Source organism: Haemophilus sp. SZY H68 (assembly GCF_018829685.1).
Classification (GTDB): domain Bacteria; phylum Pseudomonadota; class Gammaproteobacteria; order Enterobacterales; family Pasteurellaceae; genus Haemophilus; species Haemophilus haemolyticus_K.
Window position 1 is genome coordinate 325,398 of record NZ_JAHKKB010000001.1, and the last position, 21,420, is coordinate 346,817.

Genomic DNA, 21,420 nt, shown 5'->3' on the forward strand with positions numbered 1-21,420 from the left:
TCCTCCGCTTTAGATTTAGAAAAACAAACGATATAAGATGATTTTAATTCGATATTTAACGAAAGAAGTATTTAAGAGCCAAGTCGCCATTTTGTTCATTTTATTGCTGATATTTTTCTCTCAGCAGTTAGTGCGCGTACTTGGATCTGCGGCTAATGGTAAAGTACCAGCTGATTTGGTATTTTCCTTGCTTGGGCTAGGCATGCCTGCTATGGCACAATTAATGTTGCCATTATGTTTGTTTATTGCGATTTTACTCACTTTTGGTCGTCTTTACGCTGAAAGTGAAATAACGGTGATGCGTGCTTGTGGTGTCGGGCAACGTGTTTTAGTGCGTGTGGCGTTAATGCTTTCATTGGTTACTGCGGGACTTGCTGCTTATAACGTCTTATGGCTTTCGCCTTGGTCAATTCAAAAACAAGCTGCAATTGTGGAAGATGCAAAAGCGAATCCAACAATGGGGGCGCTTGCTTCTGGTCAGTTTATAGCAACGAATAACAACAATTTTGTTTTATTTATTGATAGTATCAAGGGAAATCAAATTAATGACGTGTATTTGTTCCAAACTGCTCCAAAAGGACAAACGAAACCATCAGTTGTGACTGCTGAAAAAGGCGAATTAAAAGCGTTGCCAAATGGCGATCAAATTCTGAATTTACAAAATACGCAACGAGTTGAAGGCACGTCTGTTTTGCCTGATTTCCGCATTACGCATTTTGATGAATATCAAGCCTATTTAGGTCATCAGGAAACAGAAAATACGAATGATGAAGTAGCGGAATTAACGTTATCGCAACTTATCGGTTTAGATTCTCCTTCTGCGAAATCCGAATTGCATTGGCGTATTACATTAATCCTAGCTGTTCCTCTAATGGCGTTAATTGCTGTGCCATTAAGTCGTGTCAATCCTCGACAAGGTAGATTTGCCAAAATTTTACCCGCACTTTTACTCTATTTAATTTATTTTTTATTACAAAGCTCCTTTAAATCTGCGGGGGCAGCAGGAAAATTAGATGTGGCTATTTTTATGCCTCTTGTTAATATTGGCTTTTTGTTGCTTGGTATCGTGTTAAACGGTTGGGATAGCGCTGCCATGTATAAATTCCGCCATTTATTCAGTAGAAAAGGATAAGCAAAATGATGAATACCCTCGATCGTTATATTGGAAAAAGTATTCTTGGCTCAATTTTTGCCACTTTGCTTACATTGGTTGGGCTCTCTGCCATTATCAAATTTGTGGAACAATTTCGTAGCGTGGGTAAAGGTACTTATGATATTTGGCAAGCGGTGGCTTTTACTGGGTTAACCATTCCAAAAGATATTGAAACTTTCTTTCCTATGGCGGCATTGCTTGGTGCGCTAATGGCTTTGGGCAACCTTGCAAGTCGAAGCGAACTCGTTGTGATGCAAGCTGCTGGATTTTCTCGTTTTAAAATTGGTATGGCAGTGATGAAAACCGCATTACCATTAGTGTTGTTAACCATGGTGATTGGTGAGTGGGGGATTCCACAAACAGAACAGTTCGCACGTGATATGCGTGCTCGAGCACTTTCTGGTGGTTCAATGCTTTCCATGAAAAATGGGGTTTGGGCAAAAGATGGTAATAATTTTGTGTTTGTTCGACGTGTTACTGATGACGCAAAATTAAACGATATTTATATTTATACTTTTGATCAGCATCGTAATTTGACGGAGTTGAAGCATGCTAACCAAGCAAGTTATTCGGAAGATGAAAGTAAATGGACTTTACGTCAAGTGAACCATTCTATGATTAGCAAAGATGAAATCAAGACAAGTAATCGCTTATCGGAAAAATGGGAAACAAATTTAACGCCAGATAAATTAGGTGCGGTTTCTTTACGCCCTACATCACTGTCTATTTCAGGTTTGTATAATTACATTTCATTTTTACGTGAAACAGGTCAGGATGTGAGTCGCTTTGAACTCACATTCTGGCGGAAAATTTTTCAACCTGTATCTGTTGGTGTGATGATGTTATTGGCATTATCTTTTATTTTTGGATCTCTACGCAGTGTGACAGCGGGCGCTAGAATTGTAACGGGCATCTGTTTTGGCTTTTTGTTCTATGTTGTAAATGAAATTTTCGGGCAAATGAGCGTTGTTTATAACATGCCTGCTGTTTTCGGTGCGCTAATGCCAAGTTTGCTATTTGTTGTGATGATTTGGTGGTTGCTGAGTCGGAAACGGGATTAATCCAGATTGTTCAAATAATTGCGTGTTCAGAAATGGCACGCAATATTTTTATGTGTTGTTTTCAAATGGAAGAAGTTAAAAAATCAATGAAAATTGGCTTGGTATTAGAAGGTGGGGCGATGCGAGGCATGTACACCGCGGGTGTACTAGATACCTTCTTAGATAAAGATTTTTGGGTTAATGGTATCATTTCTGTTTCCGCAGGTGCATTGTTTGGTGTTAATTATCCTTCTCGGCAAAAAGGGCGTGCAATTCGTTATAACAAGAAATTTATATCAGATAAGCGTTATATCAGTTTTAAAAGTTTGGTGAGCACAGGCAATATCGTGAATAAAGATTTTGCTTTTTATGAAGTACCTTTCAAATATGATGTGTTTGATAATAAAACGTTTAAAGAATCAGATATCGATTTTTATGTAGCTGTAACTAACTTACAAACTGCGCAAGCAGAATATGTCAAATTAATAGATCCTTTGGCCCAAATGGAGGTGTTGCGTGCTACCTCCGCCATGCCTTATGTTTCTCGTCCTGTTGAGATAGACGGGATTCCTTATTTGGATGGCGCTATTGCGGATTCTATTCCTGTCGAACAAATGCAGAAGTTAGGATACGATAAAATCATTGTCATTCTTACCCGCACTTTAGATTATAGAAAATCTAAGCCAATGACTTGGATTGCCAAATGGTTTTATCGACGTTATCCACATTTTGCAGATGCCGTAAATCAGCGTTATGCCATGTATAATCAACAAGTTGAAAATGTGATTAAGTTAGCAGAAGAAGGCGATATTTTTGTTATTCGACCTTCTGTTGATTTGAAGATTAAGCGCATTGAAAAAGATCCCAATAAATTGCAGGCAATGTATGAGTTGGGTATAAAAGATATGCAATTACAGTGGAAAAACTTATTGGACTATTTAAATCGATAATAAAAAATGGATTAAACCTTTTACCGTTTAATCCATTTTTTATTTATTGTGGTAATGCACCGCTTCCCCAAGTTTGCACTTCTTCAGGGCGTTTTATCTGAAGTAAGAAACGTTTGTTTGGCTGCGCCTGTGGTTGAATTTCTTTTTCTGCTGGTGTGGAGAAAGAAATACCACCTTTTAGCAACTGTTGAACACTTCCTGTGTTAAATGCCGCACCTTTCCAGCCTAAGGTGAAGTCATAACCTGATGCAATCCAAAACTCTGTATTTTGTCGAACAAGATGACTATATTTAGGTATGATTGCAATATGCACTAAGACGCGATCACCAAGGCTGTTAAGCTCAAATTTTTTCACGGTACCCACTTCTACGCCTCGATAAAGAATTGGTGAACCTTCACTTAAATTCATTGCATCACGTGTTTCTAAAATAAATGGCGTACCATTACTAAATTTATTACGTTGCGGAGCTATTTGCGCTAAATTGAATTGTGTTTTTGGTTTACCATTCCCAATTTCAATATCGATATAAGGCTGTAATAAGCTATCCAGGTTATCTATTCCACCGGATGAAATTTGTGGTGAGATAATCGTAAAGTTAGAACCTTCTTTTGCAATCATATTCATATAATTCGGGTTTATTAACGCTTTAGCAGTGATGCGTTTAGATTTGGCATCAAGCTGAATACTGTCAATTTGCCCCACGTCTAAACCCAAATAGCGCAGACTCATGCCTTTACTCAGATTGGTTGCATCATCTGCCGTTAAGGTGATTGCAAGTTCGATGGATTTTGCATAACTTTCATTTGCGTAAAGTGTTTGATTATTGCCCGAACCACTATTATCAAAGCTAATCGCACCTTTTAATGAACGCGCAAGTGGCGTCGCTTGAATGCTAATTCCTTTCGGTGTGATATCAATTTTCGCCGCACTTTCTACCCAAAACCGGCTTTTATCTGTCAGCAAATGTTGATAGGCAGGGTAAATATAAACTTCTACATCAAAGCTATTAATTTTAGGTTTAATATTTAAAATTTTCCCCACTTCAAATTGACGATATAGTACGAGAGAACCTTTATCAATGCTTGGTAACGTTTGGGTGTGTAAGGTTATCGTTGGCGTAAGAATATTTCCTATGATGCCATGTTCAGCATTGCTGATATTTTGATAAAGCGGATAGCTATCTTTAGCTTTTCCCTGACCTTGTTTCGTTAATACTCGTACGCCACCTTGTAACCATTTTTCTGGTGTCGCGGATTCAAAACGCAATCCGTCTAGTCCAACGCTGATATCAAAGTTGGTTGCTGCGACAAATTGTGTGTTTTCATGAATTAAATTGCGATATTCGGATGCAATCGCTGCTTTAAATTGCACGCCATTTATATCCACTTTTTGTGAAACAATTTGTCCGATTGGCATGTTGTTATAAAACACATTTTGACCTTCAGTTACACCATAATTTTCTGGTGCGGTGAGTGTTAAAACTAATGTATTAGGTGCATTGAGTAATAACTCATTTTCTTTAATGACATCAAATTGATGCTTAGTTTCACCATCTCCAGCAATGACATCAAAATATTCGCCACGAAAGAATTTTTTAGGATCTGCTAAATTACCAAGATCCGTTTTTTTATTGCGAAGTACGATTTTGCTATTTGCTTTAAATAAAGAGGCTTGGTTTGGATCTATCAATAAACTGCCTTCTAAAATTTCATCGTTATTTTCAACCGCACTTATTTTAGAAAGAATCCCGATAGGATTATCTTGAGAATAAACTTCGGTCTGTCCTGCAACGAGACCAGCAGATGCAGGGATATTTACGTTGACTTCAATCCCACGTTTTGCGGCTTTTAAATTGGTATAGAGCGTGAAATGACTATTTTCATCTGCCTTTGGGCTGTCATCTGGAGAGTCAAAAGAAACGGCACCTTGTACAACCGCATTTAAACTTTCTACATTTAGATTTAAGCCTGATGGGCTAATGTTGGCGTTAATGCCACTTATGTTCCAAAAACGTGAATCTTTTTTCACAAATTGTGCATAGGCTTTATCAATCACCACATCTATTTGCACTTTATTGTCTTTATTAATGCGGTAATCGTAAATTTTTCCTACAGGTAGTTTTTTAAAATAGACGGATGCACCGATAGAAATTGAGCCTAAATCATCAGAAATTAAGTGAATCAATAAATCTCCAGGCGAAACTTGGGCAATAGGGCCTTGTTCTTCCGCAATAAATTCATCTTCGCGATCGCCATCACCTGGTTGAAGAGTGATGTAATTGCCTGATACGAGAGAATCTAAACCTGAAATTCCTGCAAGTGAAACGTTTGGTTGAACAAGCCAGAATTTTGTATTTTCACGCAAAATACTTGATGCTTCAGGATTGATATTGGCAACAACTTCCACTTTTTGCATGTTATCTGTGAAATTTACTTTTTTCACTACACCAATTTGCAAACCCTGGTAGCGAACTTGTGTTTTATCCGCAACGATACCAGAACCATTGGTAAAGGTAATCGTGATGCTTGTGCCACGTTCCTTAACAATTTGGAAGAATAAAATTGCCCCAATACATAATGCAATAAAGGGAAGTAACCAAAATGGAGAAATACGACGAGTTTTTCGTACTGCCGCTGTCATTTCTGTATGTTGATCTTTCATTGAAGAACTATTTTTCTCTGTCATAAATTTTCCAAATTAATCGACTATCAAATTGTGAGGTTGAAATCATGCTGCAAAATACGGCAGCGCCGAAGTAAAATGCGCCAGGACCAACGGTAAAATTAATAATTTCACCGCGTGTTACTAGAGACATCATTAAGGCTAATACAAATAAATCTAGCATCGACCAGCGTCCAACGAAATGCACGATATGCAATAAACGTATTTGCCATTTTATAGAGTGTCGCCATTTAAAATGAACACAACTTAGTAAATAAAGTAAAATTGCCGCTTTACTGATTGGGACAAAAATACTCGCAAAGAATACCACGAAAGCAACAAAATAACTGCCCATGTTAACAAAAGAAATAACACCAGATATTAATGTATCTTCAGAGAGTGCTCCTGTTAAATAAATGCCTGATATGGGTAATAAATTTGCTGGGAAGAGCATAATAATTCCAGCAATTAGACTTGCCCAAGTGCGTTGTAATTTAATATTATCTGAAATATGAACAGGCGATAAACAGCGCGGACATCGTGGGTTGTTCTTTTTATCGTAATGAATCCCATTTTTTGAAAATGTATAGTTACAAGCATCACATAATTCAATGTTGTTTGCATCATAAGCTGGTTCATTTTCTGGATAAAACTCTTTCCACAATTCTTTAAGGTTTAATTTGATAAAAAGTAAGGTTGTCAAAAGTGCGGTGAAAATAAAGGGAATTAAATAAACATTAATTTCCAGTGTTGCATATTCACGCACCTTGAACATCGTCACGCCTAGCGCAACTAAATAAACATCAAACATAACCCAAGGTTTTATATAACCTAAAAAAAGCAAAACACTACGTGGTTTAATATGCAAAATTTTTGCAATCCAGAGCATAATGACTAAAATTGCAAAGGTAATTGGCATCACAACGGCACAGATAAACACCATAAAGGCAGTGTATTCATAGCCTGCCACTGACATTTTCCAAATACCTTCCCAAATAGATGCGTCAATTTTTACACCTAACAAATGAAGACTTAATAGGGGATAACCCAAGGCAAATGGCATCAAAATAAGGATCGATAAAGCAACCATAGCACAACGATGAACAGACCAACGCCCACCTGTAGCTAAATGGTGATGACAAAGTGGACATTCAGCTTGTTCATCTTTATTTAATATCAAAGGTGTTTCTACGCTAGCATCACATTCTTCGCATTTTATAATTTGAAATGATTTTTGTGTGAGGTTTGATTCTTGCACGAAAGATTATCTTTTATTCGGTTGTTAAAAACGGGGCATTTTAGCCTTGTTTAAGTATATATGGGAAGTGTTCTTGACTATTTTTGTGCAAAATTTATTCACAATGTTTTGATTCATTGTAAATTTTGTAAAAAGTGCGATAAACTAGGTCGGTTTATATTTACCCTAGGATAATTAACATGACTGATTCTCAATCTGGCGTTCAGACCACTGATGCGCAAGTAAATTCACAAAAATTAACCAATACAAAAGATATTATTGCGTATTTGGCTGAAAAATTCCCTCTTTGCTTTATTTTAGAAGGCGAAGCAAAACCATTAAAAATTGGTCTGTTCCAAGATTTAGCGGAAGCATTACAAGATGATGAGCGTGTAAGCAAAACTCAGTTGCGTCAGGCTCTTCGTCAATACACATCAAATTGGCGTTATTTACATGGCTGTCGCGAAGGCGCAGTGCGCGTAGATTTACACGGTAATCCAGCCGGAGTATTAGAAGCGGAGCATGTAGCCCATGCAGCTCAACAGCTTGCAGATGCTAAAGCGCGTGTTGCTGAAAAGCGTAAAGCCGAAGCTGCAGCTAAAAAAGCACAACAAAAACAACGCCTACGTAAACCTGCAAATAAAAATACTAAACATTTCAATAAGCCGTCATTAAGTGCGGTTGATTTTTCACAAATTTCTGTTGGTTCTGTGGTGAAAGTGAAAGCTGGCGATCATGCGAAAAAAGCAACAGTAGTGGAAGTGCTAAAAGATTCAGCACGTGTTGAGCTTGAAAACGGTTTGGTTATGAGCGTAGCTGCAGATCGTTTATTTGCATAATGATTTAATTCTACTCGGGAAAGGTTATGAGATCTAATATTTCAAAAAATGTGATTACTAGCGCATTGTTATCGGCATTGTTAATCGGCTCTGTGCCTGCTTTTGCTGTGCAGCCTAAATTAAAACTGAGCGATATTACTATTCCAACAGCAAGCGAAGAGAATCAGTTGGCGACTAAGCGTGCAACGACTCGATTAACCCAATCGCATTATCGAAAGATCTCATTAGATGATGATTTTTCTGAGAAGATTTTTGATCGTTATATTAAAAATATTGATTTTAGCCATAACACCTTTTTGCAATCTGATGTAGATGAACTTCGTCAAAAATATGGTGCTAAGTTGGATGACCAGTTAAATCAAGGTGATCTTTCTGCTGCTTTTGATATTTATGATGTAATGATGAAGCGTCGTTATGAACGCTATGCTTATGCGTTGTCTTTATTAGATAAAGAGCCTAATTTGAATGGCCAGGATCAAATTGAAATTGATCGTGAAAAAGCGGCATTTCCGAAAAACGAAGAGGAAGCCAACAAACTTTGGGAAGAACGAGTAAAAAATGACATTATCAATCTTAAATTAAAAGATAAAAAATGGTCAGAAATTAAGTCAAAACTCACCAAACGTTATAATTTGGCCATTCGCCGTTTAACTCAAACTAAGGCAGATGATATTCTTCAAACTTATTTAAATGCATTTGCTCGCGAAATTGATCCACATACAAGCTATCTTGCACCAAGAACCGCGAAAAGTTTTAATGAAAGCATGAATCTTTCTCTTGAGGGGATTGGGGCAACGTTACAATCAGAAGATGATGAAACAAGCATCAAGTCGCTTGTTCCTGGCGCACCAGCTGAAAAAAGCAAAAAATTACATCCTGGAGATAAAATTATTGGTGTGGGGCAAGCAACAGGCGAGATTGAAGATATCGTTGGCTGGCGTTTAGAAGATATTGTTGAGAAAATTAAGGGTAAAAAAGGCACAAAAGTGCGGTTGGAAATTGAACCGTCTAAAGGTGGAAAATCCCGCATTATTACTTTAGTACGTGATAAAGTTCGTATTGAAGATCAAGCTGCAAAATTAACCATGAATAAAATTGATGGTAAAAATATTGCAGTGATTAAAATTCCTGGTTTTTATATCGGTTTAACAAGTGATGTAAAAAAATTACTCACTAATATAGAAAATCAAAAGGCGGATGCTTTAATTGTTGATTTGCGTGAGAACGGTGGTGGCGCATTAACAGAGGCCGTTGCATTAAGTGGTCTGTTTATTACAGATGGGCCTGTAGTTCAGGTAAGGGATGCTTATCAGCGTATTCGGGTACATGAAGATGATGATTCAGCACAGCAATATAAAGGGCCTTTATTGGTGATGATTAATCGTTATAGTGCATCAGCATCTGAGATTTTTGCTGCCGCAATGCAAGATTACAATCGTGGTATTATCATTGGTCAGAATACTTTTGGTAAAGGTACGGTTCAGCAAAGTCGCTCATTAAATTTTACCTATGATTTAGATCAAACACCATTAGGTTTATTACAGTATACGATTCAAAAGTTCTATCGTATTAATGGTGGTTCAACTCAGTTAAAAGGAGTTGCTGCAGATATTAATTTCCCTGAAATTATCGATGCGAAAGAGTACGGTGAAGATAAGGAAGATAATGCATTGCCATGGGATAAAATTCCATCTGCAACTTATACTGAAGTTGGCAATGCTCGCAAAGATGTTGATGTATTAAATAAAAAGCATTTTGAGCGTATTGCTAAAGATCCTGAATTTATTGCATTGAATGAAGATTTAAAAATTCGTAATGAGCGCCGTGATCGAAAATTCTTATCATTGAATTATCAAACGCGTAAAGCTGAAAATGACAAAGATGATGCAAGACGTTTAAAAGATATTAATGAGCGTTTTAAACGCGAAGGTAAAAAAGCATTAAATGATATTGATGATTTACCGAAAGATTATGAAGCGCCAGATTTCTTCTTAAAAGAAGCAGAAAAAATGGCTGCGGATTTTGTTATGTTGAATTCAACTGAGCAAGATGTTAGCAAAGAAACTCAGAAACTAACAGAAACAGTAGAAGAGAAAAAATAAAATTATTTTAACCGCACTTTGTTTTAGAACTTAAATAAAGTGCGGTTGTTTTAGGGAATGTTTAAGGAATGGCTATGTTTAAAAGCACTGCAAAGCTCTCAGTATTTGCGTTGTCATTGTCAATGATGACTTCAGGATGCGCTTTAGCAGATTTTGTAAAAAATGGACAATCGGCGCAACTTCATGGCGTTGATGTTTCGCATTTATCTCCAGAAGAAAAACAAAAGCTTGAAGAGGAAATTAAATTAGATCAAGCTCGCTTAGCCAAGGAAAAGCAAGCGATTTTAGAAATGTCGCTAACCCATGAAATAGGCGAGCATGCTTTACAGTTTAAACCTTTGTTAGCTCGTTTATATGCAGAACGTAAATATACACCATTATGGAAAGATAATGCTGCGGCTCGCCAATTATTACAGGGGTATGCCGCGATGGTGGCTAGCGGTATTTCTAAACGTTCAGCAAAATCCTTAGAATCCTTTGAGTTGATCGAACAACAAGGCGGATTAGCTTATGATGTTTTATTGAGCGATATATTGCTAGATTATTTGTATTATACTCAAAATGTAGGCGTGCAAGCTCAACGTTGGTTGTATTCATCTAGCACTTATCAAGTTCAACAACCTGCAGATGAGCATATTCAGCGTTGGTTAAGTGCGGTAGAAAATGGTCAACTTTTAGGTTTTGTACAAAGTTTATCGGGCGATAATCACTTATATCATCAAACTGTTAAAGCCTTATCATCAATGGTATCTGCATCAGGACTGTCAGAAGTAGGTAAAAAGCTTGCTATTAACGCGCAACGTTTACGGGTGATTCCTGATTTTCATAATGGTATTTTCGTGAATATTCCAAGTTATAAATTGCAGTATTATCGTGATGGTAATTTAACTTTGGAATCTCGTGTTATTGTTGGTAAGGATGAACGTCGTACGCCAGTGATGTATAGTAAATTAAGTAGTGTTGTTGTTAATCCACCTTGGAATGCGCCCACTCGCTTAATTAATGAAGATTTATTGCCAAAAATGAAAGCTGATCCAAGTTATATTGCAGCTCATAATTATTCTATTTTGGATAGTGCTGGCAATGTGATTGATCCTTATTCGATAAATTGGGCGTCTATTGGTAATAAATTCCCTTATCGAGTTCGACAAGCCGCTGGCGATAGTGCACTGGGGAATTATAAATTTAATATGCCAAGCTCAGATGCCATTTATTTGCATGATACGCCAAATCATGGGCTGTTTAGCCGTAAAGATCGCGCATTAAGTTCTGGTTGCGTACGTGTGGAAAAATCCGATCAACTTGCTAGTATCTTATTGAAAGAAGCAGGGTGGTCAGATGAACGCAAAAAGAATGTTTTAGAGAGTAAAAAAACGGTTTCTACCCCAATTCGTTCGGAAAACCCAGTATTTATATACTATGTGACGTCTTGGGTTGAGAATGGAAAAATTCAGGCATTGCCAGATATTTATAAATATGATGGATTGATGAATTTCAGTGGAATTAACTGGAATGTCGTCAAAAAATATCTCTAATAATCCATCAAAAAATAGAAAGGAGAGATGATGCACAAGGTTGATAAACAGAAACGTAAATGGCTGTCGCTCGGTGGCATTGTTTTAGGCGCATCAGTTTTACCAAATTATGTATTTGCAATGGTTTCAACACCTAAACCGCGTATTTTGACGTTCCGTAACATTAATACGGGAGAGCGATTAAGTGGTGAGTTTTCTGCTCAAAAAGGTTTCGCAACTGCCACATTAAAAAAATTGGACCATTTTATGCGCGATAAACGAACAAACCAAGTTCATAGAATGGATCCAAATTTATTCCACAAGTTTTATAACATTCAAAGCAATTTAGGGTTACGCAATGCTGAAATTGAAGTCATTTGTGGGTATCGTTCTGCTGCAACTAATGCAATGCGCCATCGTCAAAGTAGCGGAGTAGCAAGTAATAGTTATCATATTAAAGGAAAAGCCATTGATTTTCGTATTGCAGGCGTGCCTTTGGCTAAAGTAAAAGCTGCTGCAGAAAACCTAAGTAATGGTGGGGTAGGATATTATCCGACAAGTAATTTTATTCATGTGGATACTGGCCCTGTTAGGACCTGGAAAGGGGTATAAAATAAATTTAAAATTGACCGCACTTTTGTGCGGTTTTTCATTGGAAAATACTATGATATTTGACAGTCATCTTCATTTTGATCAACTCTCTGATGATAATATTCAGAAAACACTTGGTGATTCAAAAATTACAGGTATGCTTGCAGTAAGTACGAATCTAAAAAGTGCTAAAAAACTATTGAATTTAAAACAGGATTATCCCGAGAAACTTTATATTGCAGCTGGTTTTCATCCTGAGCAGCTATTGCTGAATTTAGAAGAGCAAGAAGAATTATTTCAATGGATTGATGAACATCATTCCTTAATTTCTGCGATTGGCGAGGTGGGCTTGCCACATTATTCTAAACGTGAAAATTCAAATTTGGATTACGCACCTTATATTGCATTACTAGAACGATTTATTCTGATAGCGAAAAAATGGGATTTGCCGTTAAATTTACATATTGTGCATAATGATGTGGATATTGCGCTTGAATTATTGCAGAAACATAATATCCAACGAGCCCATTTTCATTGGTTTAAGACAGATGAAAAATCTTTTCAGAAATTTTTATCTACACCATATTTTGCTAGTCTAACGCCTGATATTTTATGGAATCCTAAAACGCAATATGTTGCTCAATATTTGTCGTTAAACCGTTTGATGATTGAAACGGATAGTCCTTGGCCACATGAAGGATTTGAAAGTGCGGTAATTTCTGAGCAATTATTTGCCGTAGTAAAGAAAGTGGCTGAATTAAAATTTTTGCCGTTAGATTATGTTCAAGAGCAAATTTTTTTGAATACTCAAGAATTTTATCGATTATAAGGAGCAAACATGAATATCGAAATTATCCCTGTTACCGCATTCCAACAAAACTGTTCTTTGATTTGGGATGACGAGAAAAATGCAGCAATTATTGATCCGGGTGGCGAAGCCGAACGCCTAATTCAACGTATTGAAGAACTGGATTTAAATCTCAAAGTGATTTTGCTTACCCATGGTCATTTAGATCATGTTGGCGCAGCGATGCAGTTAAAACAACATTTTGGCGTTGAAATTTGGGGTTCTCATGAAGAAGATAAATTTTTATTTGAGAGTTTGCCAGAACAAGCGCAACGTTTTGGTTTACCAAATATTGAAGCCTTTTTACCTGATCGTTGGTTTAATCAAGAAGGAGAAATCTTAAAATTAGATGGCTTTAGTTTCGAGATTTTACATTTACCAGGGCATACACCAGGGCATATTGGTTTTATTGAACATGAGAAAAAAGTGGCATTTACAGGCGATGTATTATTTCAAGGCGGAATTGGTCGTACTGATTTCCCTCGTGGTGATTATGAAACATTGATTTCTTCAATTCGAACAAAACTATTACCGTTGAATGATGATCTGATTATTATTGCTGGGCATGGGCCTTATACAACCATTGGCCGAGAAAAACAGACAAACCCATTTTTAAATCGTTAAAAGTGCGGTGAATTTTTATGGTATTTTTGAACTAATTGCCAGAGAGGGAGTCTTAAGCGTGCCTCTGGCAAATTTTATAATAGGAGTTTATATGAAATCTTTAAAATCTCTTTTAAGTGTTACCGCACTTACCCTTGCTATTTCAGGTTCTGCATTAGCAAATGAAAATCCATTGGCCACATTAAAAGATGTGGCGAAAGATAATGTTAAAACAACCGTGTCAGAAAATGTGAAATCAGTAAAAGATTCTGCGTCAGCTGAGAAAGGAAATGTTTTAGAAAAAGTTTCTTCAACAAAAGAAAAAGCGACCGAAGGCGTTTCTTCTATGAAAGAAAAAATGGCTGCAGCGAAAGAAAAAGTTGATTCAGTAAAAGATAAAGCAAAATCATTAAAAGATTCTTCATCAGAAGATAGTCACAAAGCTTTAAAACACAAAGCTGCGGAGAAAGTGAAAGAAACGAAAGAAAAAGCCGCAGAAAAAATGAATAGTGCAAAAGATAACGTTAAATCTGTTGTAGATTCTGCTAAGATTAATATTAATAAAGCGGATGCTAAAACATTACAACAGCTTTCTGGTATCGGTGAGAAAAAAGCGCAAGCAATCATCGATTATCGTAATAAGGTTGGCAAAATTAAAGATATGGCAGAATTGTCAAAAATTGATGGCTTAGGTTCAACCACCATTGAAAAAATAGCACCATTCTTAAGTTTTTAAGCAGATATTACTAGACTAAATTATAAAAGGCGGATTTTCCGCCTTTTTCGTTATATGAGTATTTTATAGAAATCTACTAGACTAAATATTTGAATTGGCTAATAAATCTATAACAATTTCGATTTTGGGGATTATTTCTAATGAAATCCTATGTATAATGAAAAAACAAGTGAGACATCACTGATAATTAAGAGGTAATTATGCAACAAAACAAGGCATTTGATGATTGGTTAGCTAGCACAGCATTAGGCGGTGCAAATCAATCTTATATAGAAGAACTTTATGAAAGCTATTTGAGTGATCCGCAGTCTGTGGAGGAAAGCTGGCGAGCCACTTTTGATTCTTTACCAAAAATGACCGCACTTGAACAGCCCCATACACCAGTGCGAGATTATTTTCGTCGCTTAGCACGAGAAAATCATAATGAATCGGTGACAGTGATAGATCCTGCTGCTGGTGCAAAATTGGTAAAAGTTCTACAATTTATCAATGCCTATCGTTTTCGTGGTCATTTAGAGGCTAATTTAGATCCCCTCAATTATTATCGTTGGAAAGTCTCTTCCGTCCCTGAATTAGATTATCGTCATCACGGTTTTACTGAACAAGATCTCAACGAAACCTTCAATATTAATCATTACGTTTACAAACGCGATACCATTAAGTTTGGTGAGTTAGCTCAAATGTTGAAAGAGACATATTGTGGCTCAATTGGCTTAGAGTTTATGCATGTGCAAGATATGGCACAGAAAACTTGGCTTCAGAGCAAAATGGAAAGTGTGTTAGATAAACCGCTTTTTACATCTGAAGAACGTGTTAATTTTCTTCGTGAACTGACAGCTGCGGACGGTTTAGAGCGCTATCTAGGGGCAAAATTCCCAGGGGCGAAACGCTTTTCTTTAGAAGGAAGTGATGCGTTTATTCCATTGATGAAAGAAATTATTCGTCATGCTAGTCGCCAAGGCGTAAATGATGTGGTAATGGGAATGGCACACCGTGGGCGTCTGAATATGCTCGTGAATGTATTAGGTAAAAAGCCTGAGGATTTATTTGATGAATTTGCGGGTAAACATTCGAGTGAACGTACAGGGGATGTGAAATATCATCAAGGTTTTTCTTCTGATTTCGCAGTGGATGATAAGCGAGTTCACTTAACGTTGGCATTTAATCCATCTCATTTGGAAATTGTAAGTCCAGTAGTGGTGGGTTCTGTTCGTTCAAGACAGACTCGCATTAATGATACAACGCGTAGTCAAGTTTTAGCGATTACAGTACATGGTGATTCCGCTGTAGCAGGGCAGGGCGTTGTTCAAGAAACATTGAATATGTCAAATGCCCGTGGTTACAGTGTGGGCGGTACCATTCGTATCGTGATTAATAACCAAATTGGTTTTACGACATCTAACCCGAATGACACGCGTTCTACAGAGTATTGCACCGATATTGCGAAAATGATTCAAGCGCCGATTATTCATGTTAATGGTGATGATCCTGAAGCGGTGGCTTTTGCTGCGCGTATGGCGGTGGAATATCGTAATTTATTCAAACGAGATATTTTTATTGATTTGATTTCTTATCGTCGTCATGGTCATAACGAAGCCGATGAGCCATTAGCTACTCAGCCAATGATGTATAGCATCATCAAAAAACATCCTACACCTCGTAAAGTTTATGCAGATCGCTTAGTTGCAGAAGGCGTGATGACTGAAGAACAAGTCACCGAGATGGCGAATGATTATCGCGATGCGCTAGATAATGGTGATCGAGTCGTATCTGAATGGCGAGAAATGGATACGGCAAAAATGGATTGGTTGCAATATCTCAACTATGATTGGACAGCGCCGTATGAAAGCAAGTTTTCACAGGAACGTTTTTTAACGCTTGCTAAACGTGTGTGTGAATATCCAGAAAGTTTACGTGCGCATCCTCGTGTAGAAAAAATCTATAATGATCGTAAAGCAATGTATCAAGGCGAAAAATTGCTCGACTGGGGGATGGCTGAAACCATGGCTTATGCAACCTTACTTGATGAAGGTGTTAATGTCCGTTTATCAGGTGAAGATGCAGGGCGCGGAACCTTTTTCCATCGTCATGCCGTGGTGCATAATCAAAATGATGGTACGGGGTATGTACCATTGACACATCTACATGCTAACCAAGGTCGTTTTGAAGTATGGGATTCTGTACTTTCAGAAGAGTCCGTACTTGCTTTTGAATATGGCTATGCAACAACGGATCCAAAAACTTTAACCATTTGGGAAGCTCAATTTGGCGATTTTGCTAATGGTGCACAAATTGTTATCGACCAATTTATTAGCTCCGGCGAACAAAAATGGGGCAGAATGTGTGGTTTAGTTATGTTATTGCCTCATGGCTATGAGGGACAAGGCCCAGAACATTCTTCCGCACGTCTTGAACGTTATTTGCAACTTTGTGCTGAACAAAATATGCAAGTCTGCGTGCCATCAACGCCAGCACAGGTGTATCACATGTTGCGCCGTCAGTCGTTACGTAAAATGCGCCGTCCATTGATTGCCATTTCTCCAAAATCTCTGCTACGCCATCCATTGGCTGTATCCAGTTTAGATGAGTTGATTAATGGGGCTTTCCAAACGGTAATTGGAGAAATTGACGAGCTTGCTCCTAAAGATGTAAAACGTGTGGTAATGTGTTCAGGTAAAGTTTATTACGATTTACTTGAACAACGTCGTGCCAATAATCAAAAAGATGTGGTGATTATTCGCATCGAGCAACTTTATCCATTCCCGCATGAGGATGTGAAGAAAGCGCTTGAGCCTTATGCGCACGTGACTGATTATGTATGGTGCCAAGAAGAACCTCTTAACCAAGGGGCTTGGTATTGCAGCAAACATAATTTTGAATCAGCAATTCCAGAATCCGTTAAACTCAAATATGCAGGGCGTCCAGCTTCGGCTTCACCTGCTGTGGGTTATATGTCGCTTCACACTAAACAGCAAAAGCAGTTAGTGGAAGATGCGTTAACCCTATAAAGTGCGGTTAAAAATTAAGATATTTTTATAAATTTACAGGTGTACTTGTTGCATCGTGGATAAAAAGTAAAAGAGTAATTCTGTGCAATAAGTTGCACTTTAAGAGATAAGGAAAATAAAATGACTATTGAAATTCTTGTTCCAGACCTACCTGAATCAGTTGCGGATGCAACCGTTGCTACTTGGCATAAAAAAGTAGGCGATACTGTGAAACGTGATGAAGTTATTGTAGAAATTGAAACGGATAAAGTCGTGCTAGAAGTACCCGCACTTTCTGATGGTGTACTGGCAGAAGTTGTTCAAGCTGAGGGCGAAACTGTGGTGAGTAAACAGCTGCTAGGAAAAATTTCTACGGCTCAAGAAGGGGATGTCAGTTCCGCGACGTTAAAAGCAACGAATGAACCTACACCATCTGATCGTCAACATGCAGCGATTGAAAATAGTCATAATCATAATGCGGATCAAGGCCCTGCGATTCGCCGTTTATTGGCAGAACATGATTTACAAGCAGATCAAATTCAAGGTTCGGGTGTTGGCGGTCGTTTAACACGTGAAGATATTGAACGTGAAATCGCAAAACGACAAGCACTGCAAGCGAAACAAGAAGTTGCCACTGAGCAAAATACAATTAGTACGGTAGCTTATAGTGCACGTTCTGAAAAACGTGTGCCAATGACCCGTTTGCGTAAACGTATTGCTGAACGTTTACTTGAAGCCAAAAATAGTACAGCAATGCTTACTACTTTCAATGAAGTGGATATGCAGCCGATAATGACTTTGCGTAAAACCTACGGCGAAAAATTTGAAAAACAGCATGGTGTTCGTTTAGGATTTATGTCTTTTTATATCAAAGCGGTTGTGGAAGCATTAAAACGTTATCCTGAGGTTAATGCTTCTATTGATGGTGATGATGTTGTTTACCATAACTATTTTGATATTAGTATTGCGGTTTCCACTCCACGTGGATTAGTCACCCCAGTGCTTCGCGATTGCGATAAGCTCAGTATGGCAGAGATCGAAAAACAAATTAAAGCATTAGCTGAAAAAGGTCGTGATGGCAAATTGACTGTAGAAGATCTTACTGGGGGTAATTTTACTATCACAAATGGCGGTGTATTTGGTTCTCTTATGTCCACTCCAATTATTAATCCACCACAAAGTGCGATTTTAGGAATGCATGCAATTAAAGAACGTCCTATTGCGCTTAATGGTCAAGTTGTGATTCGTCCGATGATGTACCTTGCTTTATCTTACGATCATCGCTTAATTGATGGCCGTGAATCTGTTGGTTTCTTGGTAACGATTAAAGAATTATTGGAAGACCCAACAAGATTATTATTGGAAATTTAGTTTTTATAAAAACGTTAAATACAGATATGCGTTATACTTTATTTAAATTCAACTTTGGTTGTATGAAATTTTGGTGTGACGCATATTTTTTGCGTTTTTATGATAGAATGCCTATCCAAAAATATTTATTTTCTTAACCGCACTTTGTGAGCAATATTTATGACTACACAACTTGATTTAATAAAATCTTCTATCAAATCAATTCCTAACTATCCAAAAGAAGGGATTATCTTTCGTGACATTACCAGCCTTTTAGAAGTTCCAGCAGCTTTTAAAGCAACGGTTGATCTTATTGTGGAACAATATCGCGACAAAGGAATCACCAAAGTGCTTGGAACTGAATCTCGTGGTTTTATTTTTGGCGCACCCGTTGCCTTAGCACTAGGTTTACCTTTCGAATTAGTACGTAAACCTAAAAAATTACCACGTGAAACCATTTCTCAATCTTATCAATTAGAATATGGTCAAGATACTTTGGAAATGCACGTTGATGCAATTTCAGAAGGTGATAATGTTTTAATCATTGATGATTTATTAGCAACAGGTGGCACCGTTGAAGCAACGGTAAAATTAGTGCAACGTTTAGGTGGAGTGGTAAAACACGCTGCATTTGTGATTAATTTACCTGAATTAGGTGGCGAAAAACGCTTAAATAATTTGGGTATTGATTGCTATACACTCGTCAATTTTGAAGGTCATTAATTAAGGATTCGATGAGCTATCAAGTCTTAGCCAGAAAGTGGCGACCAAAAACATTTGCTGATGTCGTTGGGCAAGAACACATTATCACGGCATTAGCAAATGGATTAAAAGATAATCGACTACATCACTCTTACCTCTTTTCAGGCACCCGTGGTGTAGGGAAAACCTCTATTGCCCGATTATTTGCAAAAGGATTAAATTGCGTACATGGTGTAACCGCAACACCCTGCGGTGAATGTGAAAATTGTAAAGCGATTGAGCAAGGCAATTTCATTGATTTAATCGAAATTGATGCGGCATCACGCACAAAAGTTGAAGACACGCGCGAATTATTGGATAACGTGCAATATAAACCTGTTGTCGGAAGATTTAAGGTTTACTTAATCGATGAAGTCCATATGCTATCTCGTCATTCATTTAATGCATTGCTCAAGACGTTGGAAGAACCACCAGAATATGTAAAATTCTTACTTGCGACAACGGATCCACAAAAATTACCTGTAACTATTCTTTCTCGATGTTTACAATTTCATCTCAAAGCATTAGATGAAACCCAAATCTCCCAGCATCTTGCCCATATTCTGACGCAAGAAAATATTCCTTTTGAAGAGCCTGCATTAATTAAACTTGCAAAAGCGGCGCAAGGAAGTATTCGTGATAGCTTAAGTTTAACCGATCAAGCCATTGCTATGGGTGACCGACAAGTTACGAATAATGTTGTAAGCAATATGTTAGGGTTGCTTGATGATAACTGTTCTATTGACATTTTGTACGCTTTACACCAGGGTAATGGTGAACTATTAATGCGAACACTGCAAAAAGTTGCAGATGCGGCAGGTGATTGGGATAAATTACTTGGTGAATGTGCAGAAAAATTACATCAAATTGCACTCATGCAACTTCTTCCACAAAAATCTTCAGATGACAATGAACATTTTTCATTTTTAGCCAAACATATCTCTCCAGAAGATGTTCAGTTTTTTTATCAAGTGATTGTTTCTGGTAGAAAAGACTTATCAAATGCGCCAAACCGTCGAATTGGCACAGAAATGACATTATTGAGGGCATTGGCATTCCACCCAAAGTTCCTTACGGCAGTACAAAAGGCTAACACTACAATTATTCCACCGCCATCAACTCCAAGTGCGGTTGAAAATGCAGGTAATTATGTCAATGTGCCAGTACTGTCGCAAAGTATCAAATCAGCTTATTCTCAAGCAAAATCAAATAAAACAGGCATTCCAAATTTGGCAAGTTTTTCAGCTTTAGATGCGCTTGAACATTTAACACAACTCGAAAACCAAGAACGTCAAGAACACAAAGCCGAATCATTAGCTGCAGTAAGTGAGACTTTACATCACATCCAAGAACTAGACGAAGAAAAATCGAATAAAAAAATGACCGCACTTCCTGTGCGCGAAATGTCTGCACCAAAATTAAAAAATGAAAAACTTTCCTCTTTTTCTCCTCAAATAGCTAGTATGGCTAAAGACGTAGCTATTGTTGAAAATTCTATGGAGGATAATGCCGAAATAATGCAGGAAGAACGGGAGATTTTAGATGCAGAGACTTATCGTTGGGAATGGAGTAATCCAGAGCTTGCTAAAGCCGATACAGGCGTTCGTCCTTCCGATATAAAACAGGCTATTTTGAAAGATATTACGCCTGAATTACGTTTAAAAATCATTACCCAAACTCAACAACAAGATGAGTGGGCTGATATAGTGGAACGTTCAGGGGTAACCGGATTTAGCAAAGAATTAGCGTTAAATTGTTTCTTGCAAAGTAAAACTGATGATGAAATCAATCTTGGATTACATTCAGAAAAATCCCATCTACGCCAAGAGAGAAGTATCAAGCATTTAACTGAAGCATTGAGTAAACTTCAAGGCAAGGCTATTCATGTAAAAATTAACATTGATGACAGCTCTGTCACCACGCCGATGGAATATCGCCGTAATATTTATCAAACCTTACGGGAGCAAGCGAGAGCCGCACTTCAACAAGACAATAAAATTCTACTTTTACAGAAAGAGTTTGATGCTAAACTAGACGTAGAGAGTATTCGTCCAGTTTAGCTATAGCT

The 21,420-nt window shown here is 37.6% G+C and carries 16 protein-coding genes; 14 read left to right on the forward strand and 2 right to left on the reverse strand.

Features of this window, described 5'->3' with window-relative positions; genetic code table 11:
• Window positions 1-37: 37 nt before the first annotated feature.
• The 3 genes from lptF to KP712_RS01540 all read left to right on the forward strand — a co-directional run bounded on the left by lptF (window position 38) and on the right by KP712_RS01540 (window position 3,143).
• On the forward strand, window positions 38-1,132 hold the full coding sequence (gene lptF, locus KP712_RS01530; protein WP_111407268.1) for an LPS export ABC transporter permease LptF: 1,095 nt from the start codon (window positions 38-40) through the stop codon (window positions 1,130-1,132).
• 5 nt (window positions 1,133-1,137) lie between these two features.
• A complete protein-coding gene (gene lptG, locus KP712_RS01535) occupies window positions 1,138-2,214 on the forward strand; it encodes an LPS export ABC transporter permease LptG (protein WP_048954042.1) in 1,077 nt (358 codons plus the stop codon).
• A gap of 86 nt (window positions 2,215-2,300) precedes the next feature.
• Window positions 2,301-3,143: a patatin family protein gene (locus tag KP712_RS01540; protein WP_215770581.1), complete on the forward strand. Its 843-nt coding sequence runs from the start codon at window positions 2,301-2,303 to the stop codon at window positions 3,141-3,143.
• 43 nt (window positions 3,144-3,186) lie between these two features.
• Here KP712_RS01540 and KP712_RS01545 read toward each other — a convergent pair whose 3' ends face one another.
• Both KP712_RS01545 and KP712_RS01550 read right to left on the reverse strand, forming a co-directional pair.
• Window positions 3,187-5,829, reverse strand: a complete 2,643-nt coding sequence (locus KP712_RS01545) for a PqiB family protein (protein WP_215770483.1) — start codon at window positions 5,827-5,829, stop codon at window positions 3,187-3,189.
• Complete coding sequence (locus tag KP712_RS01550) at window positions 5,813-7,063, reverse strand: PqiA/YebS family transporter subunit (RefSeq protein ID WP_140524620.1); 1,251 nt, start codon at window positions 7,061-7,063, stop codon at window positions 5,813-5,815. Before KP712_RS01550 ends, KP712_RS01545 begins: the two co-directional genes overlap by 17 nt.
• A gap of 179 nt (window positions 7,064-7,242) precedes the next feature.
• Here KP712_RS01550 and proQ point away from each other — a divergent pair, with 179 nt between their 5' ends.
• The 11 genes from proQ (at window position 7,243) to dnaX (ending at window position 21,412) form a co-directional block, all read left to right on the forward strand.
• Window positions 7,243-7,881: an RNA chaperone ProQ gene (gene proQ, locus KP712_RS01555; RefSeq protein WP_181153989.1), complete on the forward strand. Its 639-nt coding sequence runs from the start codon at window positions 7,243-7,245 to the stop codon at window positions 7,879-7,881.
• 26 nt (window positions 7,882-7,907) lie between these two features.
• Complete coding sequence (gene prc / locus KP712_RS01560; protein ID WP_215770484.1) at window positions 7,908-9,983, forward strand: carboxy terminal-processing peptidase; 2,076 nt, start codon at window positions 7,908-7,910, stop codon at window positions 9,981-9,983.
• A 68-nt stretch (window positions 9,984-10,051) separates the two neighbouring features.
• Window positions 10,052-11,518 carry a L,D-transpeptidase family protein gene (locus KP712_RS01565; RefSeq protein ID WP_215770485.1) on the forward strand — a complete coding sequence of 489 codons (1,467 nt, stop codon included), beginning with the start codon at window positions 10,052-10,054 and terminating at the stop codon, window positions 11,516-11,518.
• A 30-nt stretch (window positions 11,519-11,548) separates the two neighbouring features.
• On the forward strand, window positions 11,549-12,109 hold the full coding sequence (locus KP712_RS01570; protein ID WP_215770486.1) for a YcbK family protein: 561 nt from the start codon (window positions 11,549-11,551) through the stop codon (window positions 12,107-12,109).
• A 52-nt stretch (window positions 12,110-12,161) separates the two neighbouring features.
• A complete protein-coding gene (locus KP712_RS01575; RefSeq protein ID WP_215770487.1) occupies window positions 12,162-12,917 on the forward strand; it encodes a TatD family hydrolase in 756 nt (251 codons plus the stop codon).
• 9 nt (window positions 12,918-12,926) lie between these two features.
• Window positions 12,927-13,559, forward strand: a complete 633-nt coding sequence (locus tag KP712_RS01580) for an MBL fold metallo-hydrolase (RefSeq protein ID WP_118845046.1) — start codon at window positions 12,927-12,929, stop codon at window positions 13,557-13,559.
• Between the two features lie 91 nt (window positions 13,560-13,650).
• Window positions 13,651-14,274 carry a helix-hairpin-helix domain-containing protein gene (locus tag KP712_RS01585; protein WP_048954033.1) on the forward strand — a complete coding sequence of 208 codons (624 nt, stop codon included), beginning with the start codon at window positions 13,651-13,653 and terminating at the stop codon, window positions 14,272-14,274.
• A 200-nt stretch (window positions 14,275-14,474) separates the two neighbouring features.
• Window positions 14,475-17,282: a 2-oxoglutarate dehydrogenase E1 component gene (gene sucA, locus KP712_RS01590; RefSeq protein WP_215770488.1), complete on the forward strand. Its 2,808-nt coding sequence runs from the start codon at window positions 14,475-14,477 to the stop codon at window positions 17,280-17,282.
• 120 nt (window positions 17,283-17,402) lie between these two features.
• Complete coding sequence (odhB, locus tag KP712_RS01595; protein ID WP_111407271.1) at window positions 17,403-18,632, forward strand: 2-oxoglutarate dehydrogenase complex dihydrolipoyllysine-residue succinyltransferase; 1,230 nt, start codon at window positions 17,403-17,405, stop codon at window positions 18,630-18,632.
• A 159-nt stretch (window positions 18,633-18,791) separates the two neighbouring features.
• Window positions 18,792-19,334 carry an adenine phosphoribosyltransferase gene (gene apt, locus KP712_RS01600; protein WP_065264653.1) on the forward strand — a complete coding sequence of 181 codons (543 nt, stop codon included), beginning with the start codon at window positions 18,792-18,794 and terminating at the stop codon, window positions 19,332-19,334.
• 11 nt (window positions 19,335-19,345) lie between these two features.
• Window positions 19,346-21,412: a DNA polymerase III subunit gamma/tau gene (gene dnaX / locus KP712_RS01605; RefSeq protein ID WP_111407272.1), complete on the forward strand. Its 2,067-nt coding sequence runs from the start codon at window positions 19,346-19,348 to the stop codon at window positions 21,410-21,412.
• The last annotated feature ends 8 nt before the right edge of the window (window positions 21,413-21,420 follow it).

Bases quoted from the DNA above. Each gene is read 5' to 3' on its own strand.
- lptF (WP_111407268.1), top strand. From the start codon at position 38: ATGATTTTAATTCGATATTTAACGAAAGAAGTATTTAAGAGCCAAGTC.
- lptG (WP_048954042.1), top strand. From the start codon at position 1,138: ATGATGAATACCCTCGATCGTTATATTGGAAAAAGTATTCTTGGCTCA.
- KP712_RS01540 (WP_215770581.1), top strand. From the start codon at position 2,301: ATGAAAATTGGCTTGGTATTAGAAGGTGGGGCGATGCGAGGCATGTAC.
- KP712_RS01545 (WP_215770483.1), bottom strand. From the start codon at position 5,829: ATGACAGAGAAAAATAGTTCTTCAATGAAAGATCAACATACAGAAATG.
- proQ (WP_181153989.1), top strand. From the start codon at position 7,243: ATGACTGATTCTCAATCTGGCGTTCAGACCACTGATGCGCAAGTAAAT.
- prc (WP_215770484.1), top strand. From the start codon at position 7,908: ATGAGATCTAATATTTCAAAAAATGTGATTACTAGCGCATTGTTATCG.
- KP712_RS01565 (WP_215770485.1), top strand. From the start codon at position 10,052: ATGGCTATGTTTAAAAGCACTGCAAAGCTCTCAGTATTTGCGTTGTCA.
- KP712_RS01570 (WP_215770486.1), top strand. From the start codon at position 11,549: ATGCACAAGGTTGATAAACAGAAACGTAAATGGCTGTCGCTCGGTGGC.
- KP712_RS01575 (WP_215770487.1), top strand. From the start codon at position 12,162: ATGATATTTGACAGTCATCTTCATTTTGATCAACTCTCTGATGATAAT.
- KP712_RS01580 (WP_118845046.1), top strand. From the start codon at position 12,927: ATGAATATCGAAATTATCCCTGTTACCGCATTCCAACAAAACTGTTCT.
- KP712_RS01585 (WP_048954033.1), top strand. From the start codon at position 13,651: ATGAAATCTTTAAAATCTCTTTTAAGTGTTACCGCACTTACCCTTGCT.
- sucA (WP_215770488.1), top strand. From the start codon at position 14,475: ATGCAACAAAACAAGGCATTTGATGATTGGTTAGCTAGCACAGCATTA.
- odhB (WP_111407271.1), top strand. From the start codon at position 17,403: ATGACTATTGAAATTCTTGTTCCAGACCTACCTGAATCAGTTGCGGAT.
- apt (WP_065264653.1), top strand. From the start codon at position 18,792: ATGACTACACAACTTGATTTAATAAAATCTTCTATCAAATCAATTCCT.
- dnaX (WP_111407272.1), top strand. From the start codon at position 19,346: ATGAGCTATCAAGTCTTAGCCAGAAAGTGGCGACCAAAAACATTTGCT.